The 26,915-nt window shown below is 66.7% G+C and carries 22 protein-coding genes; 12 read left to right on the top strand and 10 right to left on the bottom strand.

Going from position 1 to position 26,915, the window contains the following annotated elements; translation table 11 throughout:
- Positions 1-154 precede the first annotated feature (154 nt).
- From ACI1V7_RS26060 to ACI1V7_RS26080, 5 genes are all read left to right on the top strand, one after another.
- Positions 155-919, top strand: coding sequence for a response regulator (locus ACI1V7_RS26060; protein WP_404535130.1), 765 nt, complete (start codon positions 155-157; stop codon positions 917-919).
- Complete coding sequence (locus ACI1V7_RS26065) at positions 916-1,293, top strand: GTPase (protein WP_404535132.1); 378 nt, start codon at positions 916-918, stop codon at positions 1,291-1,293. Before ACI1V7_RS26060 ends, ACI1V7_RS26065 begins: the two co-directional genes overlap by 4 nt.
- 182 nt (positions 1,294-1,475) lie before the next feature.
- Positions 1,476-1,733, top strand: coding sequence for a BTH_I0359 family protein (locus ACI1V7_RS26070; protein ID WP_404535134.1), 258 nt, complete (start codon positions 1,476-1,478; stop codon positions 1,731-1,733).
- Positions 1,734-1,901: 168 nt separating this feature from the next.
- On the top strand, positions 1,902-2,669 hold the full coding sequence (locus tag ACI1V7_RS26075; RefSeq protein WP_404535136.1) for a class II glutamine amidotransferase: 768 nt from the start codon (positions 1,902-1,904) through the stop codon (positions 2,667-2,669).
- A gap of 96 nt (positions 2,670-2,765) precedes the next feature.
- The gene (locus tag ACI1V7_RS26080; RefSeq protein WP_404535138.1) at positions 2,766-4,088 is read left to right on the top strand and encodes an EAL and HDOD domain-containing protein; all 1,323 of its coding nucleotides are present in this window, start codon (positions 2,766-2,768) and stop codon (positions 4,086-4,088) included.
- A gap of 85 nt (positions 4,089-4,173) precedes the next feature.
- Here ACI1V7_RS26080 and metH read toward each other — a convergent pair whose 3' ends face one another.
- On the bottom strand, positions 4,174-7,950 hold the full coding sequence (gene metH, locus ACI1V7_RS26085) for a methionine synthase (protein WP_404535140.1): 3,777 nt from the start codon (positions 7,948-7,950) through the stop codon (positions 4,174-4,176).
- Between the two features lie 356 nt (positions 7,951-8,306).
- Between metH and ACI1V7_RS26090 the strand changes: the two genes are divergently transcribed.
- Positions 8,307-8,543, top strand: coding sequence for a BrnA antitoxin family protein (locus ACI1V7_RS26090; RefSeq protein WP_404535142.1), 237 nt, complete (start codon positions 8,307-8,309; stop codon positions 8,541-8,543).
- Between the two features lie 177 nt (positions 8,544-8,720).
- On the opposite strand, the gene fmt is transcribed toward ACI1V7_RS26090, so the two are convergent.
- Both fmt and def read right to left on the bottom strand, forming a co-directional pair.
- Positions 8,721-9,671 (bottom strand): methionyl-tRNA formyltransferase, encoded by a 951-nt coding sequence (gene fmt, locus ACI1V7_RS26095; protein WP_404535144.1) that lies wholly within the window; start codon positions 9,669-9,671, stop codon positions 8,721-8,723.
- Positions 9,668-10,192, bottom strand: a complete 525-nt coding sequence (gene def / locus ACI1V7_RS26100; RefSeq protein ID WP_404535147.1) for a peptide deformylase — start codon at positions 10,190-10,192, stop codon at positions 9,668-9,670. Before def ends, fmt begins: the two co-directional genes overlap by 4 nt.
- A 289-nt stretch (positions 10,193-10,481) precedes the next feature.
- On the opposite strand from def, the gene ACI1V7_RS26105 reads away from it, so the two are divergent.
- From ACI1V7_RS26105 to ACI1V7_RS26120, 4 genes are all read left to right on the top strand, one after another.
- Complete coding sequence (locus ACI1V7_RS26105; protein ID WP_404535149.1) at positions 10,482-11,603, top strand: LysM peptidoglycan-binding domain-containing protein; 1,122 nt, start codon at positions 10,482-10,484, stop codon at positions 11,601-11,603.
- Between the two features lie 139 nt (positions 11,604-11,742).
- A complete protein-coding gene (dprA, locus tag ACI1V7_RS26110; protein WP_404535151.1) occupies positions 11,743-12,858 on the top strand; it encodes a DNA-processing protein DprA in 1,116 nt (371 codons plus the stop codon).
- A gap of 144 nt (positions 12,859-13,002) precedes the next feature.
- Positions 13,003-13,467, top strand: a complete 465-nt coding sequence (locus ACI1V7_RS26115) for a Smg family protein (protein ID WP_404535153.1) — start codon at positions 13,003-13,005, stop codon at positions 13,465-13,467.
- Between the two features lie 269 nt (positions 13,468-13,736).
- Complete coding sequence (locus ACI1V7_RS26120) at positions 13,737-16,394, top strand: DNA topoisomerase III (protein ID WP_404535155.1); 2,658 nt, start codon at positions 13,737-13,739, stop codon at positions 16,392-16,394.
- Positions 16,395-16,571: 177 nt separating this feature from the next.
- Here ACI1V7_RS26120 and ACI1V7_RS26125 read toward each other — a convergent pair whose 3' ends face one another.
- From ACI1V7_RS26125 to ACI1V7_RS26135, 3 genes are read right to left on the bottom strand one after another with little or no spacing between them, the layout of a single operon-like run.
- Entirely contained in the window at positions 16,572-16,769 is a 198-nt protein-coding gene (locus tag ACI1V7_RS26125) for an addiction module protein (protein ID WP_404535157.1), read from the bottom strand.
- Between the two features lie 44 nt (positions 16,770-16,813).
- The gene (locus tag ACI1V7_RS26130; RefSeq protein WP_404535160.1) at positions 16,814-20,395 is read right to left on the bottom strand and encodes a M1 family aminopeptidase; all 3,582 of its coding nucleotides are present in this window, start codon (positions 20,393-20,395) and stop codon (positions 16,814-16,816) included.
- A gap of 4 nt (positions 20,396-20,399) precedes the next feature.
- Positions 20,400-21,293: an ABC transporter ATP-binding protein gene (locus ACI1V7_RS26135; RefSeq protein ID WP_404535162.1), complete on the bottom strand. Its 894-nt coding sequence runs from the start codon at positions 21,291-21,293 to the stop codon at positions 20,400-20,402.
- A 263-nt stretch (positions 21,294-21,556) separates the two neighbouring features.
- Between ACI1V7_RS26135 and ACI1V7_RS26140 the strand changes: the two genes are divergently transcribed.
- A complete protein-coding gene (locus ACI1V7_RS26140; RefSeq protein WP_404535165.1) occupies positions 21,557-21,988 on the top strand; it encodes a hypothetical protein in 432 nt (143 codons plus the stop codon).
- A 55-nt stretch (positions 21,989-22,043) separates the two neighbouring features.
- Positions 22,044-22,691: a 2-polyprenyl-3-methyl-6-methoxy-1,4-benzoquinone monooxygenase gene (gene coq7, locus ACI1V7_RS26145; RefSeq protein ID WP_404535167.1), complete on the top strand. Its 648-nt coding sequence runs from the start codon at positions 22,044-22,046 to the stop codon at positions 22,689-22,691.
- A 107-nt stretch (positions 22,692-22,798) separates the two neighbouring features.
- Here the strand turns inward: coq7 and ACI1V7_RS26150 are convergent, their stop codons facing one another.
- The 4 genes from ACI1V7_RS26150 to ACI1V7_RS26165 all read right to left on the bottom strand — a co-directional run bounded on the left by ACI1V7_RS26150 (position 22,799) and on the right by ACI1V7_RS26165 (position 26,669).
- Positions 22,799-23,221 carry an OsmC family protein gene (locus tag ACI1V7_RS26150; RefSeq protein ID WP_404535170.1) on the bottom strand — a complete coding sequence of 141 codons (423 nt, stop codon included), beginning with the start codon at positions 23,219-23,221 and terminating at the stop codon, positions 22,799-22,801.
- Positions 23,222-23,295: 74 nt separating this feature from the next.
- Complete coding sequence (locus ACI1V7_RS26155) at positions 23,296-24,489, bottom strand: ABC transporter permease (RefSeq protein ID WP_404535172.1); 1,194 nt, start codon at positions 24,487-24,489, stop codon at positions 23,296-23,298.
- The gene (locus tag ACI1V7_RS26160) at positions 24,486-25,220 is read right to left on the bottom strand and encodes an ABC transporter ATP-binding protein (RefSeq protein WP_404535174.1); all 735 of its coding nucleotides are present in this window, start codon (positions 25,218-25,220) and stop codon (positions 24,486-24,488) included. Before ACI1V7_RS26160 ends, ACI1V7_RS26155 begins: the two co-directional genes overlap by 4 nt.
- A 9-nt stretch (positions 25,221-25,229) precedes the next feature.
- Positions 25,230-26,669 (bottom strand): alpha/beta fold hydrolase, encoded by a 1,440-nt coding sequence (locus ACI1V7_RS26165; protein ID WP_404535176.1) that lies wholly within the window; start codon positions 26,667-26,669, stop codon positions 25,230-25,232.
- Positions 26,670-26,915: the final 246 nt, after the last annotated feature.

A 26,915-nucleotide genomic window follows, 5' to 3' on the forward strand; every position in this document is an offset into this window, starting at 1 on the left:
GCTGTAAGGTAAGCTTGAAAAAAGCGCCACACGTGGCGCTTTTTAAGCTTGCCCGTAATGTATCAGTACGTCGAACGACCGTCGCGAACGCCGCCAGTGCAACGCGCGGCGGCTTGCGCGACGTGCCCGCTAAAGACCAGGAAGGCATGACAAGATGGCGAACATACTCGTAGTCGACGATGAAATGGGGATCCGCGAGCTGCTCTCGGAAATCCTGGGTGACGAAGGCCATGCCGTGCAACTGGCGGAAAACGCCCAGCAGGCGCGCCAGGCGCGCCAGCAGGGTGCGCCCGACCTGGTGCTGCTCGACATCTGGATGCCGGATACCGACGGCGTCACGCTGCTCAAGGAATGGCAGCGCGACGGCTTGCTGACCATGCCGGTCATCATGATGTCCGGCCACGCCACCATCGACACCGCGGTCGAGGCGACCCGCATCGGCGCCCTGAACTTCCTCGAGAAACCGATCGCCCTGCAAAAACTGCTGAAGGCGGTGCAGCAAGGCCTGGCGCGCGGCCAGGAAGTGGCGCGCGCCCCGGCGCTCGCCCCGCGTCCGCAAGTGGCGGCGGCGGTGCCGGCCGCGCCGGAACCGAGCGTGCAGGCGCAGCCCATGTATGCGCCGCAGCAGGGCGGCGCGATGGGCGGCGCAATGGGCGGGGCCATGGGCGGCGCGATCGGGATCGGGCGCCCGGCCAACGGCGAGGCGCATGCGCACGGCTACACGCTGTCGTTCGACCTGCCGCTGCGCGAGGCGCGCGATGCCTTCGAGCGCATGTACTTCGAGCACCACCTGGGCCGCGAAGGCGGTTCGATGACGCGCGTGGCCGAGAAGACGGGCCTGGAACGCACCCACCTGTACCGCAAGCTCAAACAGCTGGGCGTCGAACCCGGCAAGCTGGGCAAGAAAAACGTCCAATGACGGCGGCGCCTCCCGTGACCGCCACCCTGGTCACGGGGGCCAGCGCCCGGGCCAGGGAAGCGGCGATCGCCGCGCGCCTGGCCGCCGCTCCCATCGACGGCGCCACCGCCGTGATCCTTGAAGGCCTGGCCTCGGGCGATTCCCCCCTCGATACCCTGCCGGAAGACTGGCGCGCGGCCCGCATCGCGCCCGGTTGCCTGTGCTGCACCGGCAATCTCGTTTTGCGTGTAACATTGAATCGCCTGCTGCGGCGCCGTCCGCAACGCCTGTTCATCGGCGTCGCGCAGAGCGAACACCTTGATCAGTTGCGATCGTGGCTGCAATCCGAGCCATACGATCAGCTGTTGACGCTGACGCCGGATCTCGACGCCTGAATCGCCCAAATCCCGCGAACAGGGCTGCAAACGTAACAAGTTGTAGCGCTTCTTGAAATCCGGGTTGTCAGCCTCATCTCATCTTCGTAATGGAATGCACGAAGTCGAATGCGAAGTGGAATCACCTAGCGTCCGCCGCCGGCCGCAACCTTGCACCCATCTGATCGAGTGAAGGAGTCATCATGAACATGATCTACAACAGCGAACAGTACAGCGTCGTCGAATTCGGCGTCGATCACAACCTCGAAGCCCTGCGCTTCGGCGGCTACGAGATCGTCGACAAATCCGGCCGACGCGAAGCATTCATCGGCGGCAAACTGGCACAAACGTTCCGGCGCGACGTGAACAACCTGATCGCCAGCGAACCCACGATGGAAGAGATCGACGACTTCCTGGGTTCCTACGATACCCTGATGAGCCAACCGGTCGTACTGCATTGACGCTTTTCCGGGCCTATCCCCGCGGGTAGCCCGGTCACTGGCCTGCGTGACGCGCCATCCGGAAGGCGACGCAGCCAGCCGTTTTCCTCCCCCATCTCCATCCCGTTTCCTTCCTCCGCTACACGTTCCGCATTCCGTCTTTGCGCCGGCGCATGGTAAGCTTCGACCATGTGTCAACTCCTCGCCATGAACTGCAATGTCCCTACGGACATCGTGTTCAGCTTTACCGGGTTTGCCCACCGTGGTGGCCGCACCGACACCCACCATGACGGCTGGGGCATCGCCTTCTTCGAGGGCGCCGGCGTGCGCCATTTCGTCGACCACCAGGCCGCCATCGCCTCGCCCATCGCGGAACTGATCAAGCACTATCCGATCAAGTCGCTGAACGTCATCGCCCACATCCGCAAGGCCACGCAAGGCCAGGTGGCGCTGGAGAATTGCCATCCCTTCGTGCGCGAGATGTGGGGCCGCTACTGGGTGTTCGCCCACAACGGCGATCTGAAGGACTTCGACCCCGTGCTCGACGGGCCGTACCGCCCGGTCGGCAACACCGACAGCGAGCGCGCCTTCTGCCTCCTGCTGCAGCAACTGCGCGAGCGCTTCGGCGACCAGGCACCGCCGCTGCCGACGCTGCGCGCCGCGCTGGCCGACCTGGTGCCGGCCATCGCGCGCCACGGCACCTTCAACATGATGCTGTCGGACGGCACCGCGCTGTTCGCCCATTGCTCGACCAAGCTGTGCTACGTCGTGCGCCAATACCCGTTCGCGGCCGCCTGCCTGGCCGACGAAGACCTGTCGGTCGACTTTTCCCAGGTGACGACGCCCAACGACCGGGTCGCCATCATCGTCACCACGCCGCTCACGACCAACGAAACCTGGACCGATTTCGCGGAAGGCGAACTGAAGCTGTTCGTGGACGGATGGCCGCAGGACTGAGCCGACAAGGCGTTTTCAGGCGAAATTAATTTCCAGTTTTCACTAGCACGGTGGAATGCGGTAAAGTAGCCTAGTTCCCATGTGAAAGAGTCCGAGATGACCGATACCGCCAGCCTGGACCACGCCAACTATCCGCTGCGCGTGCGCGACTTCTATCTGGGGCGCCAGCCCGTGCTGGACCGCCACCAGGCCTTGTTCGGCTATGAATTGCTGTTCCGCAGCGGCGTCCCGGCCAATGCGACGACGGCCGGCGCGCCGGCGCAGCCCGAGCCGGCGGGCGCCGCCATGCCCAGCGGCCTGTCCGCCACCGCCGCCGTGATCGCCCACGCCGCCCAGCTCGGCCTGGCGCGCGCGATCGGCGACGCCACCTGCTTCCTGAACGTCGATGCCGACGTGCTGGCCAGCGACATCTTCGCCTTCCTGCCGCGCGAGCGCACGGTGCTCGAGATCGTCGGCTCCGTCGATCCCGACGACGCCGTGGTCGCGCGCATGCGCGAACTGGCCGGCCATGGCTTCCGCTTCGCGCTGGACGGCATCGAGGGCGACAGCCTGCGCTTGCAGCGATTGCTGCCGCTGGCCGGCTTCGTGAAGCTGGACCTGCGCGGCGTGACGCTGCCCGCCTTGCCGGACCTGGCGCGGCGCCTGCACGGCATGGAAAAGCAGCTGGTCGCGGAAAAGGTCGAGACGCGCGAGGAATACGAAGCCTGCCTCGACCTCGGCTTCGACTACTTCCAGGGCTATTATTTCGCCAAGCCGTCCGTGCTGGGCGGACGCAAGCTGTCGCCGTCGCAGATGACGGTGCTGAACCTCCTGAACCTGGTGACCTCGGACGTCGACAACGTCGAGGTCGAGCGCGCCGTCAAGAAGGACGTCACGCTGGCGCTGAACCTGCTGCGCCTCGTGAACACGCCGGCCGTGGGCGCGCGCCAGCGCATCGATTCCGTCGCCCAGGCCCTCGTCGTGCTGGGCCGGCGCCAGCTGCAGCGCTGGCTGCAGATCATGCTGTACGCCGAACCGTCCACGCGCGGCCACAACCAGACCCCGCTGCTGATGCTGGCGACCACGCGCGGCCGCCTGATGGAGCTGCTGGCCAAGCGCCTGCGCCCCGCGCAAGGCTACCTGGGCGACGTCGCTTTCACCGTGGGCATCATGTCGCTGATGGATACGCTGTTCGGCATTCCGATGGCCGACATCGTCGAGCAGATCCCCGTGAGCGACGAGATCCGCACGGCGCTGCTGGCGCGCCAGGGCTTCTTCGGCGAGCTGCTGAAGCTGGCGGAGCTGATCGAGCAGGCCGACAGCGCGGACGACGAGGTGATGCCGACGCTGAAGTCGCTGCAGATTTCCAGCGACGACATGGTGGAGATGGAGATGGCGGCGTACCAGTGGAGCGACAACGTCGTCCGTTACGCGATCTGATTGGGGCCTGTGATGGTGGACATGTGATGCCCACCCTACGGTGATGTGGAGGTAGGGTGGGCACCACGTGCCCACCATCGCTGGATCAGAGATTCGGCGCCAGGTGGCGCTCCAGCTCGTCCTTGGGCATGCCGCGCCGCTTGGCCATGTCCTCGAGCTGGTCCTGGCCGATCTTCCCGACCACGAAGTACTTCGATTCCGGGTGCGAGAAGTAGAAGCCCGACACCGCCGCGCCCGGGTACATCGCATACGATTCCGTCAGCTCCATGCCGATCTCGTTGGCCTGCAGCGTCTCGAACAACTCCTTCTTGACCGTGTGCTCGGGGCAGGCCGGATAGCCCGGCGCCGGGCGGATGCCGACGTATTCTTCCTTGATCAGCGCCGCGTTGCTCAGGTCTTCGCCCGCCGCATAGCCCCACAGGTCCGTGCGCACGCGCTCGTGCAGGTATTCGGCGAAGGCTTCGGCCAGGCGGTCGGCCAGCGCCTTGAGCATGATCGACGAGTAGTCGTCGCCCGCTTGCTCGAAACGCTGCTCGTGCTTCTCGATGCCCAGGCCCGAGGTAACGGCGAACATGCCGATGTAGTCGTTGACGCCGGAGCCTTTCGGCGCGATGAAGTCGGCCAGGCACTGGTTCGGGCGCTGCACGCCGTCGACCACGGGCTTCACGCCCTGCTGGCGCAGGCCGTACCAGGTGAAGTCGACCTCGCTGCGCGTGTCGTCCTTGTACACCTCGATGTCGTCGTCGTTCACCGTGTTCGCCGGCAGCAGGGCGATGACGCCGTTGGCCGTCAGCCAGCGGCCGTCGATGAGCTTCTTGAGCATCGCCTGGCCTTCGGCGAACACCCTGGTCGCCGCCTCGCCCACGACCTCGTCGGTCAGGATGGCGGGGTAGGGGCCGGCCAGGTCCCAGGTCTGGAAGAACGGACCCCAGTCGATGTAGCGCGCCAGCAGCGCCAGGTCGACGTTCTTGAAGACGCGGCGGCCGACGAACTTCGGCTTGGCCGGCGCATACGACAGCTTCGCCTTGTTGGCGCGCGCCTGCGCCAGCGACACCATCGGCAGCGCCTTCTTGTTGGCGTGCTGCTCGCGGATGCGTTCGTAGTCCGATTCCAGCTCGGCCACGTAGCCGTCGCGCAGGTCGGCCGTCACCAGCGACTGGCCCACCGACACGGAACGCGAGGCGTCCGGCACGTACACGACGGGACCCTCGTAGTGCGGCGCGATCTTGACGGCCGTGTGGGCGCGGCTGGTGGTAGCGCCGCCGATCAGCAGGGGGATCTTGCGGTCGCGGAACCACGGGTCGCGCTGCATCTCGCGCGCCACGTGGGCCATCTCTTCGAGCGAGGGCGTGATCAGGCCGGACAGGCCCACGATGTCCGCGTTTTCTTCCTTGGCCTTGGCCAGGATCTCGGCGGCCGGCACCATCACGCCCATGTTGACGATCTCGAAGTTATTGCATTGCAGGACCACCGAGACGATGTTCTTGCCGATGTCGTGCACGTCGCCCTTCACGGTGGCGATGACCATCTTGCCCTTCGGCTTGGCCACGATGCCGGTGCGCGCTTCTTCCGCCGCCTTTTCTTCCTCGATGAACGGCACCAGGTGGGCCACGGCCTGCTTCATCACGCGCGCCGACTTCACCACCTGGGGCAGGAACATCTTGCCCTGGCCGAACAGGTCGCCGACCACGTTCATGCCGTCCATCAGCGGGCCTTCGATCACGTGGATCGGACGGCCGCCATCGGCCATGATCTGCTGGCGCGCTTCCTCCGTGTCCTCGACGATCCACTGCGTGATGCCGTGCACCAGCGCGTGCGACAGGCGCTTCTGGACGGGGGCGTTGCGCCACTCGAGGTTCTGTTCCTGCTTGGCGCCGCCGGCCTTGAGCTGGCCGGCGAACTCGATCATGCGTTCCGTCGCGTCCGGGCGGCGGTTCAACACCACGTCCTCCACGCGCTCGCGCAGTGCCGGGTCGAGGTCGTCGTACACGCCGACCATGCCGGCGTTGACGATGCCCATGGTCATGCCGGCCTTGATCGCGTGGTACAGGAACACGGTGTGGATCGCCTCGCGCGCCGGGTCGTTGCCGCGGAACGAGAACGACACGTTCGACACGCCGCCCGAGATCTTCGCGTGCGGCAGGTTCTCGTGGATCCAGCGGGTGGCGTTGATGAAGTCGACGGCGTAGTTGTCGTGCTCCTCGATGCCGGTGGCGATCGCGAAGATGTTCGGGTCGAAGATGATGTCTTCCGGCGGGAAGCCGACCTTTTGCACCAGGGTGTCGTAGGCGCGCTTGCAGATCTCGATCTTGCGCTCGAAGGTGTCGGCCTGGCCCTTCTCGTCGAAGGCCATGACGATGACGGCGGCGCCGTAGCGGCGGCACAGCTTCGCCTGGCGCAGGAATTCCTCTTCTCCCTCCTTCATCGAGATCGAGTTGACGATGGCCTTGCCCTGCACGCACTTCAGGCCCGCCTCGATCACGCTCCACTTCGACGAGTCGACCATGATCGGCACGCGCGAGATGTCCGGTTCCGACGCGACCAGATTCAAGAAGCGCGTCATCGCGGCGACCGAGTCCAGCATCGCTTCGTCCATGTTGATGTCGATGACCTGGGCGCCGTTCTCGACCTGCTGGCGCGCCACCGACAGCGCCTCGTCGTACTGCTCGTTCAGGATCATGCGGGCGAACGCCTTCGAGCCCGTCACGTTGGTGCGCTCGCCCACGTTCACGAACAGCGAGTCCTCGTCGATGGTGAAGGGCTCCAGGCCCGACAGGCGCAGCGCCGTCGGGATCTCCGGCACCGTGCGCGGCGTCGCCGTCGACAGGAGTTCGGCGATGGCCTGGATGTGCTCCGGCGTCGTGCCGCAGCAGCCGCCGGCCACGTTGACGAAGCCGGCGTCGGCGAATTCGCGCAGCAGGGCGGAGGTGTCTTCCGGCAGTTCGTCGAAGCCCGTGTCGCTCATCGGGTTGGGCAGGCCGGCGTTCGGGTAGATGCAGACGTAGGTGTCCGCGATCTGCGACAGCTCCTGCGCGTACGGGCGCATCAGGGCGGCGCCCAGCGCGCAGTTCAGGCCGATGGTCAGCGGCTTCGCGTGGCGCACCGAGTTCCAGAACGCGGTGACGGTCTGGCCGGACAGGATGCGGCCCGAGGCGTCGGTGACGGTACCGGAGATCATCAGCGGCAGGCGCGGCGTCTCGGGATGCTCGTCGAAGTACTGGTCGATGGCGAACAGCGCGGCCTTGCAGTTCAGGGTGTCGAAGATGGTCTCGACCAGCAGCAGGTCGACGCCCCCTTCGACCAGCGCGCATACCTGCTCGTAATAGGCGGCGACCAGCTGGTCGAACGTGACGTTGCGCGCGGCCGGGTCGTTCACGTCCGGGGAAATGGACGCCGTCTTCGGCGTCGGGCCGAGGGCGCCGGCGGCGTAACGCGGCTGCTCCGGTGTCGAGTACTTGACACAGGCGGCGCGGGCCAGCTTCGCGGCCTGCACGTTCATCTCGTAGACCAGGTGCGCCATGTGGTAGTCGTCCTGGGCCACGCCGGTGGCGCCGAAGGTATTGGTCTCGATGATGTCGGCGCCGGCCGCCAGGTAGCGTTCGTGGATTTCCTGGATGATCTGCGGCTGCGTCAGGTTCAGCAGTTCGTTGTTGCCCTTGACGAACAGCTCGCGCGCGCCGCTGGCTTCCGGCGCGGCGAAGTCGATGAAGCGACCCTGCGGACCGCCGCGGTACGCGGTCTCGTCCAGCTTGTATTGCTGGATGATCGTGCCCATCGCGCCATCGAGGATCATGATGCGGCGGGCCAGGGTGGCGCGCAACTGGGCTTCGACGGGGGAAGGGGCGTGGACGGCGGTGGTCATCGTTCTGCTTTCGTTGGGGACTGATCTGTATTGGATACCCGACGGGCCCGGCAGGGGGCCGGATCGGCGGGTTTCGCGAGGTGGGTCTGAAATTATACCGTCACTGGAGGAGTTTGTTCCGGCGTCAATAAGATGATGCAGTTCGGGTCAAAAAAACCACACTGTAAAGACGTTTGTAACGTAATGTTTCTGGAGCGCTGTTGTTACATTGAGATACAAAACGCGGCATTTCAGCAATTTTCAGGATACATACAGGCGTGACAATAAACGCCATGGAGCCGCCAGTGAGCGCGGTTCCTAGTCCAAATCAACGGAAAGTGCGGGCCGTTGCCCCGCCGCCTACTCGGAAAATTGCTATGAATAAAGAATATGTGCCTGAATGGGACCAGCCGGCAGTCCGCAGCGAAGAATCCGCCGCTCCGGCCAAGACCCACGCCGTCGCCGGTGTGAAACAAATCGTTACCATCCGCCTGGATGTCGACATGCTGGAATGGTTCAAATCGGCCGGTCCGGGCTACCAGACCCGCATCAACCAGGTGCTGCGCGAGTACATGGAAGCCAACCGCGTGCGCGCATCGGGCGAGCAGCACTAAGTTTTTCCGGGGCCCAGCGCCCCCGATGACAAACGGCCGATTCATGTTCACCATGAATCGGCCGTTTGCTTTGGAACCTATCCCACCCACGTCGCCCCTGCGAAGGCAGGGGCCCAAGTTCGCATGCCGTGCGTTTGTGCGTGCAAATTGGGCCCCTGCCTGCGCAGGGGCGACGGCTTATTGGAAGGTCACGTTCTCGAACGAGAACCCCTTCAGGAATTCCGCCGCCGCCAGGCGCTTGCCGCCCGGCTTCTGCAGCTCCGTCAGGCGCAGCGCGCCCGTGCCGCAGGCGACCACGATGCCGCGCTGGGCGTCGGCCGACAGTACCTGGCCCGGCGCGCCCGTGTCCGCCACCGGCTCGGCATGCCAGATCTTGACGGTACTGGCGCCGGCCTGGCCGGATGCGCCGGGGAAGGGGTTGAAGGCGCGCACCTTGCGCGCCAGGTCCGCGGCCGGCAGCGACCAGTCCAGCTTCGCTTCTTCCTTGCCGATCTTGGCGGCATAGGTGACGCCTTCCTCCGGCTGGGGCACTGCGGTCAGCCCGCCCCCTTCCATGCGGTGCAGCGCGTCGACGATCATGCGCGCGCCCAGCGCCGCCAGCTTGTCGTGCAGGCTGCCCGTGGTGTCCGTGTCCTCGATGGCGATGCGCTCCATCAGCAGCATCGGGCCCGTGTCCAGGCCTTCTTCCATTTCCATGATCGTCACGCCCGTCTCGGCGTCGCCCGCCTCGATCGCGCGGTGGATCGGGGCGGCGCCGCGCCAGCGCGGCAGGATCGAGCCGTGGATGTTGATGCAGGGCTTGATGTCGAGCGTGGAGCGGGGCAGGATCAGGCCGTAGGCGGCGACCACCATCACGTCATAATCCGTGGCCAGCAGGCGCTCGTGCGCAGCCTTCGCCTCCAGCGCGCGCTGCGGATCCTTGGCATCCATGCGCAGCGACAGCGGCTGCAGTACCTCGATGCCGTGGGCCAGGGCGACCTGCTTCACGGCGGACGCCTGCAGCTGCATGCCCCTTCCGGCCGGACGGTCGGGCTGGGTCAGCACCAGCGGGACGGCAAAGCCGGCGTCCAGCAGGGAGCGCAGGGCGCTGGCAGCGAATTCGGGCGTGCCGGCGAACACGACCTTCATGCGCGGCGGCCTTCCTTGTGCATGCTGCGCTCTTCCTTCATCAGCTTGGTCTTGATGCGGTTGCGCTTGAGCGGCGACAGGTATTCGACGAACACCTTGCCCATCAGGTGGTCCATTTCATGCTGGATGCACACGGCCAGCAGGCCGTCGGCCTCGACCTCGAACGGCTTGTTGAACTGGTCGACCGCGCGCACCTTCACACGCGCCGGACGTTCCACGCCGTCGTACACGCCCGGCACCGACAGGCAGCCTTCGTCGTAGACCTGCTTTTCCGGGCTGGCCCAGGTGATTTCCGGGTTGATGAAGACCATCAGCGCGTCGTGCGTCTCGCTGACGTCGATGACGATCACGCGCTCGTGCACGTCGACCTGGGTCGCGGCCAGGCCGACGCCCGGGGCGTCGTACATGGTCTCGGCCATGTCCGCCACGAGTTGTTCGAGGCGCTCGCCGAATTCGGTGACCGGCTTGGCGACCTTGTGCAGGCGCGGATCGGGATAGCGGAGGATGTTCAGTAAGGCCATGGCGTCGTCGGTGAAATCGATTCAATAAAAGGTATATCGGGTGTCCGCCCCGAAGGTTCAAGTTGCCGCATGGACACAACACAGGAGCGCCCGCAGCCGCCCTGCCCAGCAGGGGGACGCGGTTTGTCTTGCTGTTTCATGGATTTCTCGGCAGAATTTGATTCAGTTCGGCAACCCTCGAAGGACCGGTAGGGTCCGCCATGCGGCCGAGGGATCGTCTGATTCTGCGCCGTGGCTGGCCGAGCTGGCAGCCAGCACCCGTGTCAATGCCGCATTTACGGACTCTCTGATGAAAAATTTTAGCACAGGCGCTGCCTGGTCGCTCGCGGGCCGCCGTGCCGCCGCGGTCATGCTGGCCTGCCTGGCCGCGGGTTCCGCCCACGCCATCGAATGCCGTTTCCGTCCGAACGCGCCCGACCAGCACGTCGTCGTCAAGGGCGACACCCTGTGGGACATTTCCGGCGCCTTCCTCGAGCATCCCTGGTGCTGGCCCCAGGTATGGGGCATGAACCGCGACGCGATCCGCAACCCGCACTGGATCTATCCCGGCCAGATCGTGTATTTCGACCGCCGCAACGGGCGCCTCACGCTGACCCGTCCCGGCGGCGCCGATGCCGACGCCGGCCAGCCGCCGCTCGTGCGCCTGTCGCCCCAGCTGCGCACCGATGCGCTGGGGCCGGACGGCGCCGTGCCGGCGATTCCGTCCAGCGCTATCGAACCCTTCCTGACCCAGCCGCTGATCGTCGAGAACGACACGCTGGCGGGGGCGGCGCGCATCGCCGCCGTGCCCGAGAACCGCGTCTACCTGGGCGAGGGCGACCGCATCTACGTGCGCGGCGACTTGAACGGCGCCACCAGCTTCCAGGTATTCCGGCCCGGGAAGGCGCTGGTCGATCCGGGCACGGGCAGGACGATGGCCTACGAGGCCACCTTCACGGGCACCGCGCGCCTCGTCACGCCGGCCGGCAATGGCGCCGACGTGCACAGCTTCGTCGTCACCCGCTCGGTGCAGGAGATGGGCATCGGCGACCGCCTGCTGCCGACCCCGCCGGCGGTGCCGCGCAACTACGTGCCGCACGCGCCGCAACAGCCGGTGGCGGCGCGCGTGATGGCGGTGCCATCGGAAGTGAATTACGCGTCGCAGCACCAGGTCGTGGCTGTCAACCGGGGCGCGCTTGACGGACTCGACGTCGGCTCCGTGCTGCAGCTTTATCATCTGGGCCAGAAGGTGAAGGATCCGGAAGGCCGCCGCAAGGGCTTGCTGGACTTCTCTGGCGCAACGTTGCAATTGCCGGACGAGCAGTATGGCGAACTGTTCATCTTCCGGGTGTTCGGACACGTCTCGTACGGCCTGATCATGCAGGCGACCGTGCCGGTGCAGGTCGGCGACGTGGCGAAATCGCCGGAGTAGGCTTCGCGTCACCGAGGGATCAAATAGCGGAGTACATAGCGTGCACGACACGGCCCCGAGCAGCGGAAAGGACGACGAAGTACCTTGCGCTGCGGCGGGGGCCGCGCCTGCGCGCTTTTCCGCGCTTTCCCCCGCAGATTTGGCCGCCTGGCTGCGCCTGGACCGCACGCGCGGCGTGGGGCCGCGCACCGCCGCCGGCCTGCTGGCCGCCTTCGGCAGCCCAGAGGCCATCTTCGCCGCCGCGCCCGAGGCGCTCGCCGCGCATGCCGGCCCGGCCCTCGCGCGGGCACTGCAGCAGCCGCCGTCGCCCGACACGGTACGCCTCGTCGATGCCACGCTGCGCTGGCGCGACGCGCCCGGCCGCCACGTGCTGGCGCTGGGCACGCCCGGCTATCCGGCGTTGCTCGCGCAGATTCCCGATCCGCCGCTGCTGCTCTATATAAAAGGGCGCCTGCCGTTGCTGGACAAGCCGTGCCTGGCGATCGTCGGCAGCCGCAACGCCAGCAACCAGGGCAAGGCGAATGCCATGGCCTTCGCCGAGGCGCTGTCGGCGGCGGGCGTCGCCATCGTGTCCGGCCTGGCGCTGGGCATCGACACGGCCGCGCACGAAGGGGCGCTGCGCTGCGCCGGCAGTACCATCGCCGTGATCGGCACGGGGCCGGACCTGGTCTATCCGGCGCGCAACCGCGCCTTGTCCGAGCGGATCGCCGAGGATGGCTGCATCGTCAGCGAATACGCGGTGGGCACGCCGCCGCTGCCCGCCAATTTCCCCAAGCGTAACCGGATCATCTCGGGCCTGGCCGCCGGCGTGCTGGTGGTCGAGGCGGCGGCGCAATCGGGCTCGCTGATCACGGCGCGCCAGGCGGCCGAGCAGGGCCGCGACGTGTTCGCGATTCCCGGTTCCATCCATGCCGCATTGGCCAAGGGTTGCCACGAATTGATCCGCGAGGGCGCCAAGCTGGTCGATACGGCGCACGACGTGCTCGAGGCGCTGGCGTTGTCGCCGCTAGCCGCCATGCACCCCGCATCGCTGCCTGTGCGGTCGGATGCCGCATGCATGGAGGAGGCCGGTGCGCATGCATCCGACCCTTTGCTGGCCGCGCTCGGCCACGGTCCCGTCGACCCCGATACGCTGCTCGCCGCACTCGATTGCAATGCGGGCGAATTGAGCGCGCGCCTGCTGTTGCTGGAGCTGTCCGGACAGGTCGAACGCCTGCCCGGCGGCCGCGTGCAGCGCGTCGTGAGCAGCCGATAAAGACAGGAAATCAAGGGTGTGGACGGGCAGGAAACTAAGTGTGAAGCGAATAAGGCCGATAAACAACGCTGATGTTTCCGGGGCCTGGGCGAGCACGTGCCATACTTGTGCCCCATGGAGCTTAGCTGCTACAGTAGCGACACCATGTTCGACATCCTAGTCTACCTTTACGAGACGTATTACCGTCCCGACGCCTGCCCCGAGCCGGCTGCCCTGGCACGCAAGCTGTCCGCCGTCGGTTTCGACGATGTCGAGATTACCGAGGCGCTGGACTGGTTGCATGGACTGACCGAGATGGCCAGTACGGTCGACCCGTCCCTCGAATCGAGCGGTACCCGTTTCTACATCGACCAGGAAGTCGACACCCTCGGCACCGCCGCCGTCGGCTTCATCCAGTTCCTGGAACTGGCCGGCCTGCTGTCGGCCTCGCAGCGCGAGATCGTCATCGAGCGCGCGCTGGCGCTGGACGAGGCGCCCGTCACGCTGGGCAAGCTCAAGATCATCGTCCTGATGCTCCTCTGGAGCCAGGGCAAGGAGCCGGACGCGCTCATGTTCGACGACCTGTTCGGCGCCGACGACGAGGACGCGGAACCGCGCCTGTTGCACTGAACGCTGTCATGCGAATACGAAAAACGGGGCTTCGGCCCCGTTTTTTATTGTGCTGCAGAAATAAAAAGTGGTGTTTTCCTGGCAAGCGCGGGCGACGGCCTTGAAGTTCGTGCAGACAGCGTCTACTTGCGGAGTGCGCGGCAACCCGCTTATCATTGGCCGCTAATTCCCTAAAGTTTCCAATAAGTTATCAAAGGGACGAGGTCCCGGCCGGCCCGTGTCATGTATGATGCGCGAGCCCGCTTCATCGAACGAGTACGAGAACCCATATGACCAAAGCCCTCATCATTGCCGAAAAGCCTTCCGTGGCGAACGATATCGCCAAGGCGCTCGGCGGCTTTACCAAGCACGATGAGTATTTCGAATCCGACGACTACGTCCTGTCGTCCGCCGTCGGCCACCTGCTCGAGATCACGGTGCCCGAGGAATACGACGTCAAGCGCGGCAAGTGGAGCTTCACCCACCTGCCGATGATCCCGCCGTATTTCGCGCTGAACCCGATCGCCAAGACCGAATCGCGCCTCAAGGTGCTCAACAAGCTGATCAAGCGCAAGGACGTCACGACCCTGATCAACGCATGCGACGCGGGACGCGAAGGGGAACTGATCTTCCGCCTCATCGCGCAGAACGCCAAGGCCAAGCAGACCGTCAAGCGCCTGTGGCTGCAGTCGATGACGCCGGCTGCCATCCGCGACGGCTTCGCCCACCTGCGCAGCGACCAGGAGATGATGCCGCTGGCCGATGCCGCACGTTGCCGCTCGGAAGCCGACTGGCTGATCGGCATCAACGGTACCCGCGCGATGACCGCCTTCAACTCGAAGGAGGGCGGCTTCTTCCTGACGACCGTGGGCCGCGTGCAGACGCCGACGCTGTCGATCGTCGTCGAGCGCGAGGAAAAGATCCGCAAGTTCGTCCCGCGCGACTACTGGGAAGTGCGCGCCGAGTTCCGCTGCGCGGCCGGCACCTACGAAGGCCGCTGGCTCGACACCAAGTTCAGGAAGGACGAGAACGATCCGGAAAAGCGCGCCGAGCGCATCTGGAACAAGGCCGATGCCGAGGCCATCGTCGCCGCCTGCCTGGGCAAGCAGGGCAACGTCACCGAGGAATCGAAGCCGACCACCTCGATGGCGCCGGCCCTGTTCGACCTGACCTCGCTGCAGCGCGAGGCCAACGGCCGCTTCGGCTTCTCGGCCAAGAACACGCTGGGCCTGGCCCAGGCGCTGTACGAAAAGCACAAGGTGCTGACCTATCCCCGTACCGATTCGCGCGCGCTGCCGGAAGACTACCTGGGCACCGTCAAGTCGACGCTGGAAGTGCTGAAGGAAAACGCGAACTACCACCAGTTCGCCAAGCAGATCCTCGACAAGGGCTGGGTCAAGCCGAACAAGCGTATCTTCGACAACAGCAAGATCTCGGACCACTTCGCGATCATCCCGACCGGCGTCGTGCCGAAGAATTTGTCCGAGCCGGAACAGAAGTTGTACGACCTCGTCACGCGCCGCTTCATGGCCGTGTTCTTCCCGGCCGCCGAGTTCCTCGTCACCACCCGCTTCACCGAAGTCCTGGGCCACCAGTTCAAGACCGAGGGCAAGGTGATGACCAACCCGGGCTGGATGGCCGTGTACGGCAAGGACACGAGCGCCGACGACAAGGACGGCGCCAGCCTGGTGCCGGTGGCCAAGGGCGAGAAGGTGCTGGCCGAGAAGGTCAATGCCAATGGCCTCGTCACCAAGCCGCCCGCACGCTACAACGAAGCGACGCTGCTGTCGGCGATGGAAGGCGCGGGCAAGCTGGTCGATTCCGACGAGCTGCGCGATGCCATGGCCGGCAAGGGCCTGGGCACGCCGGCGACGCGCGCGGCCATCATCGAGGGCCTGCTGACGGAAAAATACCTGCTGCGCGAAGGGCGGGAGATGATCCCGACGGCCAAGGCGTTCCAGCTGATGACGCTGCTGCGCGGCCTGGGCGTGAACGAACTGACGGCGCCGGAGCTGACGGGCGAGTGGGAACACAAGCTGTCGCAGATGGAAAAGGGCCAGATCACGCGCGACGAATTCATGCGCGAGATCGCCGAGATGACGGAAATTATCGTCAAGCGCGCCAAGGAATACAACAACGACACCATCCCGGGCGACTACGCGACCCTGACGACGCCGTGCCCGAACTGCGCCGGCGTGGTCAAGGAAAACTACCGCCGCTTCGCCTGCACCAAATGCGATTTCTCGATGACCAAGGTGCCGGGCGGACGCCAGTTCGAGATCGAGGAAGTCGAGCAGCTGCTGAAGGACCGCACCATCGGCCCCCTGCAGGGCTTCCGTTCGAAGATGGGCCGTCCGTTCGCGGCGATCCTGCGCATCGTGCGCGACGAGGACATCCACAACTACAAGCTGGAATTCGACTTCGGCCAGGACCAGGACGAGGGAGAAGACGGCGAGGGCGTCGACTTCACGGGCCAGACCGCGCTCGGCCCCTGCCCGAAGTGCAACGGCAACGTCTACGAGATGGGCCTGGCCTATGTCTGCGAAAAGACGGTGGCCAAGCCGAAGGGTTGCGACTTCCGCAGCAGCCGCATCATCCTGCAGCAGGAAATCCTGCCCGACCAGATGGCCAAGCTGCTCAATGAAGGCAAGACCGACCTGCTGCCGGGCTTCGTGTCGCAGCGCACCCGCCGCGCCTTCAAGGCCTATCTGGTGCGCGGCAAGGATGGCAAGATCAGCTTCGAGTTCGAGGAGCGCAAGGCCAAGCCGGGCGCCAAGCCCAAGGCCGGCGCCGCCGATGAGGGCGGAGAAGGCGATACCGCCGTGGCGGTGAAGCCGGCGGCCAAGAAGGCGGCGGCGAAGACGGCGACCAAGACCGCCACGAAGACTGTTGCGGCGAAGAAGCCGGCGGCGAAGAAGGCGCCGGCGAAGAAAGTCGCTGCCGAATAAAACGGCGCAAAATAACCGTCGTCCCTGCGCAGGCAAGGACCCAATGTTGCAAGCGCTGCCGCAATGCTCGCAACATTGGGTCCCCGCCTTCGCGGGGACGACGGACGTAAAAAAACCGCGAGCCATCCGGCATCGCGGTTTTTTTATGCCCGCCGCATCCGCGGCAAGCCCGTTCGCTCAATCGTCCTGCAACATCATGATGGCCGCTTCCCCGTTGTGGATGGCCTTCACGCGCCGCACGATCTCGTTGCGCCACGCTTCGTCGGCATCCTGTTCGGCCTCGTCGCTGTCCACCAGCAGGAGGCGCAGCAGTTCATGGCGGTCGGCGGCGGACAATTGCTGGATTTGTGTGGCCAGTTCTGCAACCGTGGTCATGTCGACTCCTGACATAGAATTGTTACCAGATCATAACGCGAGATTCACAAGATGTCGACAGGCAGGAGGTTGTCCGCCGGCTTGCGGTCGATCAGCTTGTTGTCCGGGTCGATGCCGGCCCGCTCCGGCCGGCCGTCCACGACCAGCGTGACGGTCTGCGCGGGGCCGGTGACGAGGCGGCGTTCACGCGCCAGCGGCACGCCATCGGCGCCGTCGACGCCGAACTCGATCCAGTCGCGCAGCGGCAGCGGCTGTTCCTCGCCCAGTTCGCCGGCGCGCACCTTGCCTGCGCTGGCGCGGATCGTCACCTCGTACTTGCCGTCCGGGCGGCGCCGTGCCTGGGCGCTGTCGGCGCGGTTCTCGTACAGGACGATCGACTCGAACAGGTCGTCGATCAGGTAGGCCTTGTCCGGCGGCGTGATGGCGCGCAGGCGCTCTACCAGTGCGGTGGACGTCGGATACGGCGGACCCTCGAAGGCGTAGGTGGCCAGCAGGTCGTGCAGCACGCCGTCGACGGCGTCCTCGCCCAGCAGGTCCTGCAGCAGGTACATCGCCAGGCTGCCCTTGTTGTAGTGGATGTACTGCTGGTCCTCGTTCTGCGCCAGCGGCAATTCCTTGCGGCGCTCGGTGGCGCGGCCCATCAGGTAGCGGTCCAGGTCGTAGCGCAGGAAGCGCCGCATGCGGTCGGCGCCGAAGGTCGCCTTCATCGTCATCAGCGCCGTGTACTCGGCCAGGCTTTCCGACAGGACGGTGGCGCCGCGGGCGTCCGCGCCCACGATCTGGTGGCCCCACCACTGGTGGCCGACCTCGTGCGCGCTCACGTAGTACGGGTAGTCGATGTCCTTGCGCGATTCCGGATCGACCTTGGCGATGAAGCCGGCGCTTTCCGAGAACGCGATGGTGGCCGGCGCCGCCTGCGCATAGGCGGCATAGCGCGGGAACTCGGCGATGCGCAGCTCGCGGTGCTGGTAGGGGCTGAAGTGGCGCGTGCCGTAGGCCAGCGCGGCCTTGGCGCCGCGGATCATGCGGTCGACGTTGAATTCGTGGCCCGGATGGTAGTAGACGTCGATCAGGACGTCCTGCCAGCGGTCGTGGCGCACCTCGTAGCGGGCCGACTGGATCGTGTAGAAGTTCAGGATCGGCCGGTCGGCGCGGTAGCGGAAGTAGCGCCGGCCGCCGTTCATCCATTCCTGTTCCAGCACGCCCGGCGCGACCACGGTCTGGTCCGCGCTGGTGCCGACGACGGCGTCGAAGCGGATCCGGTCGGCGTCGTTGCCGAGGTAGTTGTTGGCCTGCGCCTTCGCGTCGTCGCGCGCCGCCATCGCCTGCTTCGGCGCCAGGCCGTGGCGCTTGCGGTCGCGCTCGTCGGACAGCTCGGCATGCGGCTGGTAGCCGATGCGCGGGAGGATCGCGTTGCTGAAGAAGGTGCCGTTGCCGACGACGGCCGTGTCGCGGCCCAGGCCCAGGATGCCGCCCGGCGCGTCGACCAGCTCGTATTCGAGGGCCAGCTTGGCGCCCGGCGCCAGCGGCGTGACGAGGGTGTAGCGGTAGAAGCCGCGCTGCGGATCGGCCGTCACCTGGCGCGCCGCCTGCGAGAAGCGGGCCCGCAGCGTCGGGCCGGGCTGCTGGTACAGGACGATGTCGCGGATCGGTGCCGCCGTGCGGTTCTCGAGCTGGTAGGCGCCGCGCACGGTCAGCGTGCGGTCCTCCGGCATGATGTCGGCCTGCAGGTTGACGTCGACGATGCGCGGCTGCGGCAGCGCGGCGAAGCGGCGGTAGCGCAGCTCGTACTCGGCACGCAATGCGTCCTTGTGCCAGTCGCTCTGGTAGGCGCCGAGGTAGGAGAGGTTGTACCACAGCAGGGTGCCGCTGCCGGCCATCAGCACGATGCCCGCGCCGAACGCGGCCAGCACGCCGGGGCTCAAGCGTCGGCGGCCCTGGCGCAGGCGTTCGCGCAGGCTGTCGCTGACGCCGCGCGGCCACAGCACGAGGGCCAGCGTCAGCAGCAGCAGCGCCGCGCCGCCCCAGTACGCCAGCAGCGCGCGCTGCAGCGCCAGGTAGTGGCCGAAGCCGTTCATCGCCGAATACGTCACGTCCGGCAGCGCCGCGTACCACAGCAGCGGGTGATTCAGGCCGAAGCTGCCCAGCAGGATGCCGGCCACGTAGAACACGACGAGGGCGAAGTAGGCGAGGAACTTGTGGTTGAGGATGGCCTGGGCGGCGATCGCCAGCACGGCCAGCAGCACGTAGCGCGGCAGCAGCACGCCGAACAGCGTGAACAGGTACAGGCCAGGTTCCAGCGTGACGTAGCCGCGCACCAGCTGGATCGCCATGCCCGTCACCATCGCGGTCAGCAGCAGCAGCACCTGCAGGCCGACCAGGGCCAGCGTCTTCGATGCCAGCGGCAGCCAGCTCGGCACCGGCAGGGCGTCGATCATCTGGCCCATGCGCGCCTCGCGCTCGCGCCAGACCATCTCGCCCGCATAGAAGGTCGTCACGATCAGCACGAAGGGCGCGAACAGGTCGCGGATCAGTTCCAGCACCATGTAGGTGACGGGATAGGTGGGCGTGCCGTAGATCGAGCCCAGGTTCAGCGATCCGACCGCCAGCAGCATCACGCCGGCCAGCACGATGGCGGCGAAGTACACGTTCTTGACCGATTCGCGCAGGTTCAGCCAGGCGGCGCGGACCAGCAGCAGCGCCAGGCTGCGGCCGGCAAAGTCGGGCGCCTCGTGCAGGTCGGCGCTCCCGGGATTGACGCGCGCGCCCGGGTCGCCGTCGGGGCGGGCCTGCGCGCGCTTGCCCGGCGGCGTGGCGACGACGGTGAAGCGCCAGTAGCCGAGCAGCAGGGCCACGAGCGAGAACAGCGACCAGATCAGGCGGTTGACGAGGTAGACGCCCTCGAGCGGCACCTGCGCCGTGTTGCGCTCGGCGACGGGCCAGTACTCCGTCAGGCGCGCCACGGCCGAGGTGCCGAACGGGTCGATCAGGGCGGCCAGCGTCTTGTAGTCGAGGTCGCGCGCCAGCGACGGCGCCACCAGGTAGCCGACCAGCATGACCACGCCCGTCACGTAGACGGGCAGCATGCGCCGCGTGAGGGCGGCCAGCACGAAGAAGATGGCGCCGAAGATGACGAGGTTGGGCAGCAGCGTGAGGAAGTAGGGGCGCAGGTAGCCAGCCACGGAATACGGGCCGATGCGCTGCGGGTCGACGCCCGGTATGAGGCCGCCCAGCAGCAGGCCGAGGGGGATCGCGGAGAACACCACGGCCAGCGTCGACAGCGCGCCCAGGAAGCGGCCGAACACATAGGCGTACTTCGGGATCGGCGCGCTGAAGAAGAAGTGGTGCATGTCGTGCTCGAAGTCCTGCTGCACGGCGCGGCCCATCATGGCCGCCGCCACGATCACGCCGAGCGAGCCGAGCAAGGCCATGCTGATCGCGAGCTGGCGCGGCGCATTGATGAATACGCGGCCGCCGAAATACACGTTCAGTTCGCGGAAGGCGCCGCCGGCGGCGGCCATCCACAGCAGCGCCAGCGCCAGGAAGGCGAGGAAATAAATCCAGGTCGACGGCAGTTTCAGGCGCTGCCGGGCTTCGAAGCCGGCAATGGCGAACAGGGCGCGCATGGCCTCAGCAGTTCCCGGCCAGGTCGTTGTGGCGGCCGGCGATGGTGGCGAAGTACACGTCCTCGAGGGTCGGGTGGACCGGTTCGAAATCGTCGCCCGGGTAGCGGTCGGCGAACACGTGGATCAGCGGGCGGCCGCTCAAGAGGCGCGTCGAGATCACCGTATGGCGCTTCTGGAACGCGGCCAGTTCGCCCTTGCTGACGAAGCGTGCCCAGATCTTGCCTTCGATGCCCTCGGTCAGGCGCACCGGCTCGCCGCACAGCAGCACGTGACCCTTGTTGATGATGGCCATGTTGGCGCACAGGTCGGCCACGTCGGACACGATATGGGTCGACAGGATCACCGTTTTGTCCTCGGCGATGTCGGACAGCAGGTTGTGGAAGCGCACCCGCTCCTGCGGGTCGAGGCCGGCCGTGGGCTCATCGACGATGATCAGCTGCGGGTCGCCCAGCAGGGCCTGGGCGATGCCGAAGCGCTGGCGCATGCCGCCGGAATACGTGCCCAGGCGCTGGTTGCGCACCTCGAACAGATTGGTCTGCTGCAGCAGCGCGTCGACGATCTCGCGCCGGCGCGTGCGGTTCGACAAGCCCTTCAGCTGGGCGAAATGGTCGAGCAGCTCGTAGGCCGTGACCTTCGGGTAGACGCCGAAATCCTGGGGCAGGTAGCCCAGCAGGCGGCGCACGGCATCCTTCTCGTCGAGCACGTCGATATCGTCGAGGAACACGGAACCGCTGTCGCATTCCTGCAGCGTGGCCAGGATCCGCATCAGGGTCGACTTGCCGGCGCCGTTCGGGCCCAGCAGGCCGAACATCCCGGGCGGGATGCTCAGCGTGACCTTGTCCAGGGCGACCGTGCCGTTGGCATAGGTCTTGGACAAATTGCGGATTTGTAATTCCATGGAGACTCCTGGTCCGGTAAGGCGCGCGCATGACCGGACTGCCGGTGACAATGCGCGTATTTCATGACTATTGCATTGTATTAAAAACGAACGGTCGAGGCAGCAGCCATGCGATACACGGGCATTTCACCGGCCCAGAGTGCAAAAAAGCGGGACAGGGCGCGGGGAATGGCGCCGACAGAATACGCGACAGAAAAAAATCTGTCCACTTTGGCAACATTAACGAAGCAGTCACGGGCCCGGTAAACATGCATAATGCAGGCATGGACACCCTCATCAAGGACAAGATCCTGGCGGTCACGCGCCAGGGACGCACGCGGGCCGAGTCGACCGACTGGTTCCGCGTGGCCGTCGGCCTGCACTACCTGGCGGGCCTGATGACCAAGGACACCATCGACTTCAAGCAGGTCGACCGCGACTACAACCGCTTCATCTACCACACCATCGGCGGTGGCCACACGATCACCAGCATCCTGCAGTTCATGAGCGGCAAGGGCGTCCTGCCGATCGTGCAGTCGGAACGTTTCGTGGACGCGTTCACCTCGTGCTGCCCGGCGGTGCCGCGCGATTCGATTCCCTTCCTGCTCGAACTGAACCTCGGGGTGGCCAAGAACATCTCGAAACTCGAGGTCGAAGGGCCCGTGCACGACTGGCTGCAGCGGCAGAAGCAGGGCACGCGGGACGCGAGCGAATGAGCGCACGAATGGCGCATATAATGGCGGCTTGTGGAATAACACCCCAAGGCAAGTCATGGCAGATGCAACACGACACATCAATCCCCTCGACCACCTGATCGTCGGCCTGGACAAGGCGCTGCGCGTGGTGGGCGGCGTGGCCAAGGCCGGCCGTCCGAACCCGGGCGTGGCGGCCCCGGACGCCGAGATGAATGCACAGGAACAGCGCCACAGCGCGGGCCTGATGCGCGTGAACCACGTCGGCGAGGTATGCGCCCAGGCGCTCTACGATTCGCAGGGCCTGCAGGCCTCCACGCCCGCGCTGCGCGCCCAGTTCGCGCAGGCCGGCCGCGAGGAAGAAGACCACCTGGCCTGGACCGCCGAGCGCCTGTCGGAACTCGGTTCCCGCACCAGCCTGCTGAACCCGCTGTGGTATGCCGGCGCCTTCGCGATCGGCACCGTGGCGGCGCGCATGGGCGACGCCGTCAGCCTGGGCTTCGTGGTCGAGACCGAGCGCCAGGTCGAGACCCACCTGGACAGCCACCTGGACCAGCTGCCGCCGCAGGACGCCAAGTCGCGCGCCATCGTCACGCAGATGCGCGACGACGAGGTCGAGCACGCCAGCCGGGCCCAGGCCCTGGGCGCGGCCGAGCTGCCGCTGCCGGTCAAGATGCTGATGCGGGCGATGGGCAAGGTCATGACGACCACGGCCTATCACATCTAAGCGCTGCACGAAAAACCGTCGCCCCTGCGCAGGCAGGGGCCTAATTCCGATGCGCTGTCGTAACGCATGCAAAATTGGGCCCCTGCCTGCGCAGGGGCGACGTCGTTTTACCCTTCGACGATCTCGAACGAATGCGTGATCTCGGCCGTCTTGGCCAGCATGATCGACGCCGAGCAGTACTTGTCGTGCGACAGGTTGACGGCGCGTTCGACGGACGCTTCCTTCAGGTTGCGGCCCGTGACCGTGAAGTGGAAGTGGATCTTGGTAAACACCTTCGGATCGCTGTCGGCCCGTTCGGCCTTGAGCGTCACGTCGCAGCCGCGCACGTCCTCGCGGCCGCGTTTCAGGATCAGTACCACGTCGTAGGCGGTGCAGCCGCCGGTGCCCACCAGCAGCATCTCCATCGGACGCGGTGCCAGGTTGTGGCCGCCGCCCTCGGGCGCTCCGTCCATGCTGACCATGTGGCCGGAACCGGTCTCGGCCCGGAAGCTCATCCCGCTCGGCCCGTTCCAGCTGACTTTGACTTCCATCGCTTGCTCCATCGTGGATTGTGTGTGAAGACATGCATTCTAAGCCAGCGCCCACGCTTGCGCTGGCCGCGCCTTCACACCGCCAGCACGTAGCGCTCGCTCTTCATGCGCCAGCTGGCAAACGCGACGGCCGCCAGCGCCGCCACGCTGGAGCAGGCGAAGGTCAGCACGAAGGGCAGCATGCCCAGTTCGCCGACCTTGGCCGTCTCGCGCAGCAGCGTCTGGTTCGACAGCATCGGCACCACGTACATCCAGGTGGCCGTCTTGAGGTCCAGCATAGACACGGCGAGGCCCGGGATCATCGGTATCAGCATCACGAAGGTCAGCACGCTCTGCGCTTCCTTGAACGACTTCGCGTTCATCGCCACCGCGATCTGCAGGCCGGCCGCGAACAGCGACAGCGGCACGGAGGCCAGGCACACGAGCAGCAGGGCGCCCCAGGTGACGCGCCAGGACATGCCGATTTCCTCCAGCGGTAGCCAGGACAGGATCGCATGCGCCAGCATCAGTTCGAGCGTGATGCCGACGATGGCGATGAGGGCCGCCGCCAGCCATTTGCCCGTGACGAGTTCCCAGGCCGCGGCCGGCTGCGCCATCAGCACTTCGAGCGAGCGGCGCTCGCGCTCGCCGGCAGTGCTGTCGACGGCCGCCGACAGGCCGCACACGAAGGCGGGGAAGAACAGGAAGCCGAGGATGCCGCCGATCACGCCGGCCGAGCGCGCGGCATTGCTGCCGGTGTCGTAGCGCTGCAGGTCGACGGGCGACATGGTGGCCGGCGACACGCCGTGCGCCAGCAGGCGCGCGCTGGCGATGTTCGATTCGTAGGCGCGCAGCACGTCCTCGATGTCGCGCCGGCCGTCCTGGTCGGCGGCCGTGTCGTACCACAGCTCGATGCGCGCGGGCCGCATGGCCTGGTAGTCGGCGGCGAATTTCTCCGGCAGGCGCAGCACGGCGGCCACCTTGCGCGAGCGCAGCAGCTCGCCGATCGCCGGCTCGTCCAGCGCGGCCGTCTCCTCGACCTCGATGTTCTTCTGCTTGAGCTGGGACATCAGCGTGGGCGCCTGGGCGCCGCCGATGACGGCCAGCTTGATGCCTTCGCGCTCGGGACGGGTGGCGCGGTCGATCTGCTGGTTCAGGATATAGCCCAGCATGATCGGGTACATCAGCGTGAACAGCGCCAGCACGCCCAGCGAGCGCTTGTCGCGCAGGGTCTCGCGGAACTCCTTCAGGAAGACGATGAGGAAACGAGGCTTCGCGCGCGGCTTCATGCGGCGATCCCCTCGTCCGTGCCGACCAGGGCGACGAAGGCGTCTTCCAGGTTGGCGATGCCGGTGCGGCGGCACAGTTCCTGCGGCGTGCCCTGGGCCACCGTATGGCCCTTGGCGATCACGATCACGTCGTCGCACAGGTGGGTCACTTCCTGCATCACGTGGGTCGCCATGACGACGCAGCAGCCCTGGTCGCGCAGGGCCGCCAGCGCATGGCGCACGGCGCGCGTGCTCATCACGTCCAGGCCGCGGGTCGGCTCGTCCAGCAGCAGGTGGCGCGGCCGGTGCAGCAGCGCGCGCGCCAGCGCGACCTTGATGCGCTGGCCCTGCGAGAAGCCCTTGCTGCGGCGTTCCAGGATGTCGTCCATCGACAGCATCTGGGACACCTCGTCGATGCGCTCGCGCAGCGCGCTGCCGGCCATGCCGTTCAGTTCCCCGAAATACGTCAGGTATTCGCGCGTCGACAGGCGCTCGTACAGGCCGAACTGGTCGGTCAGGAAGCCGATGTTGGCGCGCACGCGCATCGGGTCCCGTTCCGGGTCGACGCCGTCGACGGCAATGCTGCCGTGGTCGCGTTTGAGCATGCCGACCAGGGTGCGCAGCAGCGTGGTCTTGCCGGCGCCGTTGGGGCCGAGCAGGGCCGTGATGTGGCCGTCGCGCGCCTGGAAACTGACGCCGCCGAGCGCCTGCACGGCGCCGAACTGTTTGCGGACTTCGTTGGCTTCGATCATGAGTCTTCTTCAGGGTTGCGGCCCGGCGCTGCCGAGCTGGAAGGTGGGGGCCGGGATCTCGTTCAGGCAGGCGCCGTCGACCGGCTTCCCGGGCTGGTCCAGGAAGGTGCGCAGCAGGCGCGGCGCGCAGCCGAGCTGCGACACGCCGTGGCCGACGTTGGCGACGACCAGCTGCTGGGCATGCGCCATGTGGCGGGCGGCGGAGGCGGCGCGGTGCGGCGGCGTGACGGGGTCGAGGGCGCCGGACAGCAGCAGGACGGGGGCCTCGATGCGCGCCGGCGCGACATATGGCACGGCCGGCACGTTCATCGCCTGGCACAGGCCGCGCATGCGCACGGTCAGTTCCTTCGTCAATGGCGAGGCATCCTGCGCGGCCAGCGCCGGGCTCAAGCGCGGCACGTCCTCGGCGCAGACGACGGCCAGGTGCATCAGCGTGGCCGGCGAGGCGTCCGGCGCGAAGTCGGCGGCCAGGTTGCGGCGCGCCACGAACGGCTGCCAGCGGCCCGCGAAGGCGCTGTGCACGAGGAAGGGCAGGCGGCGCGCGTCCGCCGGCGCGTACAGCATGTTGCGCACCGTGTCGAGCAGGCGCGCGCTCGTCATGGTGACGTCGACCTGGCGCGCGGTGCGCGGGTCGGGCAGGTTCAGCTTGAGCGGGGCGGCATCGAGCTTGGCGACCAGGGCGGCGAAGTCGGCGCGCAGGGTCGGGTAGGCGGCGCGGCAGGCGGCATCGTTGGCGCATTGTTCGAACAGGCGGTCGAGCGCGGCCTGGCCGTCCCGCCCGCCGGCGGGAATCACCTGCTCGGGCGCGGCCACGCCGTCCAGCACCAGCGCGCGCACGCTGGCCGGATAGGCGCGCGCATACACCTGGCCGAGACGGGTGCCGTAGGAGCCGCCCCAGAGATTGATCTTGCCGTAGCCGAGCGCGCGGCGCACGGCCTCGATGTCGCGCGCCGCATTGGCCGTCGTGTAGGCCGCGAACGGCGCCTTGCTGGCCTTGATGCAGCGCCGCAGTTCCGCGTCGACCTCGTCGTCGCTGAGCTGGACGTCCTCGTCGAGCCCCGACTTGCATTCGAGCCGGCCCGACAGGCCCGTGCCGCGCTGGTCGATGAACACGATGTCGCGGGTGGCGCGCACGCGCTTGAACGCGGTGGCGAGCAGGGGCAGCACGTCGCTGCCCGCTTCGCCGGGACCGCCGGCCAGCACGAACACGGGGTCCGGGCGCGCGCCTTCGCGCAGCGCCGGGGCGATCGTCACGTGCAGGGACAGCGTGGCGGGCTGGCCCGGCTGCAGGGGCACGGGCAGCTTCAGGCAGCGCAGGGATTCCTCGACGCCGGGCAGGTGGCAGGCATGCGGTTCGGGATGCGCGGCGGCAGGCGTCGCCGCCGAGGACTGGCCGCCGCACAGCAGCAGGAGCGCCAGCAGCGCGCCGCGGATCGGACTTGATTTCACGAGCTCTCCTCTTCGATGCCGATCATAGTAATTTGCTATTCTTTTGGCGGTCAATTGAATGTTGCAAAATTGCATGATCCTTTGATCCGGCGGCAAGCCGCTTGCGCTGCCTCCAAGGGCGAAGGGCGAGCGATGGCTGGCTTGACTGGTGCGTGGGAAATCGGCTATGATCGCAGGCTTTCCATTTGCTCAGGAAAAGACAATAAGGCCGAGTCCGCGAGTCCGGCAGCATCGACCCCGCGGAAC

The organism is Massilia paldalensis (assembly GCF_044901715.1).
GTDB lineage: Bacteria > Pseudomonadota > Gammaproteobacteria > Burkholderiales > Burkholderiaceae_D > Telluria > Telluria paldalensis.

What these genes read in the sequence shown, in the direction of transcription:
- ACI1V7_RS26160 (WP_404535174.1), bottom strand. Translation starts at nt 25,220, where the DNA reads ATGATCGAAGCCAACGAAGTCCGCAAACAGTTCGGCGCCGTGCAGGCG.
- coq7 (WP_404535167.1), top strand. Translation starts at nt 22,044, where the DNA reads ATGGCAGATGCAACACGACACATCAATCCCCTCGACCACCTGATCGTC.
- ACI1V7_RS26065 (WP_404535132.1), top strand. Translation starts at nt 916, where the DNA reads ATGACGGCGGCGCCTCCCGTGACCGCCACCCTGGTCACGGGGGCCAGC.
- ACI1V7_RS26125 (WP_404535157.1), bottom strand. Translation starts at nt 16,769, where the DNA reads ATGACCACGGTTGCAGAACTGGCCACACAAATCCAGCAATTGTCCGCC.
- ACI1V7_RS26090 (WP_404535142.1), top strand. Translation starts at nt 8,307, where the DNA reads ATGAATAAAGAATATGTGCCTGAATGGGACCAGCCGGCAGTCCGCAGC.
- ACI1V7_RS26060 (WP_404535130.1), top strand. Translation starts at nt 155, where the DNA reads ATGGCGAACATACTCGTAGTCGACGATGAAATGGGGATCCGCGAGCTG.
- ACI1V7_RS26105 (WP_404535149.1), top strand. Translation starts at nt 10,482, where the DNA reads ATGAAAAATTTTAGCACAGGCGCTGCCTGGTCGCTCGCGGGCCGCCGT.
- def (WP_404535147.1), bottom strand. Translation starts at nt 10,192, where the DNA reads ATGGCCTTACTGAACATCCTCCGCTATCCCGATCCGCGCCTGCACAAG.
- ACI1V7_RS26070 (WP_404535134.1), top strand. Translation starts at nt 1,476, where the DNA reads ATGAACATGATCTACAACAGCGAACAGTACAGCGTCGTCGAATTCGGC.
- ACI1V7_RS26080 (WP_404535138.1), top strand. Translation starts at nt 2,766, where the DNA reads ATGACCGATACCGCCAGCCTGGACCACGCCAACTATCCGCTGCGCGTG.
- ACI1V7_RS26115 (WP_404535153.1), top strand. Translation starts at nt 13,003, where the DNA reads ATGTTCGACATCCTAGTCTACCTTTACGAGACGTATTACCGTCCCGAC.
- ACI1V7_RS26150 (WP_404535170.1), bottom strand. Translation starts at nt 23,221, where the DNA reads ATGGAAGTCAAAGTCAGCTGGAACGGGCCGAGCGGGATGAGCTTCCGG.
- fmt (WP_404535144.1), bottom strand. Translation starts at nt 9,671, where the DNA reads ATGAAGGTCGTGTTCGCCGGCACGCCCGAATTCGCTGCCAGCGCCCTG.
- ACI1V7_RS26135 (WP_404535162.1), bottom strand. Translation starts at nt 21,293, where the DNA reads ATGGAATTACAAATCCGCAATTTGTCCAAGACCTATGCCAACGGCACG.
- ACI1V7_RS26075 (WP_404535136.1), top strand. Translation starts at nt 1,902, where the DNA reads ATGTGTCAACTCCTCGCCATGAACTGCAATGTCCCTACGGACATCGTG.
- ACI1V7_RS26140 (WP_404535165.1), top strand. Translation starts at nt 21,557, where the DNA reads ATGGACACCCTCATCAAGGACAAGATCCTGGCGGTCACGCGCCAGGGA.
- ACI1V7_RS26130 (WP_404535160.1), bottom strand. Translation starts at nt 20,395, where the DNA reads ATGCGCGCCCTGTTCGCCATTGCCGGCTTCGAAGCCCGGCAGCGCCTG.
- metH (WP_404535140.1), bottom strand. Translation starts at nt 7,950, where the DNA reads ATGACCACCGCCGTCCACGCCCCTTCCCCCGTCGAAGCCCAGTTGCGC.
- ACI1V7_RS26155 (WP_404535172.1), bottom strand. Translation starts at nt 24,489, where the DNA reads ATGAAGCCGCGCGCGAAGCCTCGTTTCCTCATCGTCTTCCTGAAGGAG.
- ACI1V7_RS26120 (WP_404535155.1), top strand. Translation starts at nt 13,737, where the DNA reads ATGACCAAAGCCCTCATCATTGCCGAAAAGCCTTCCGTGGCGAACGAT.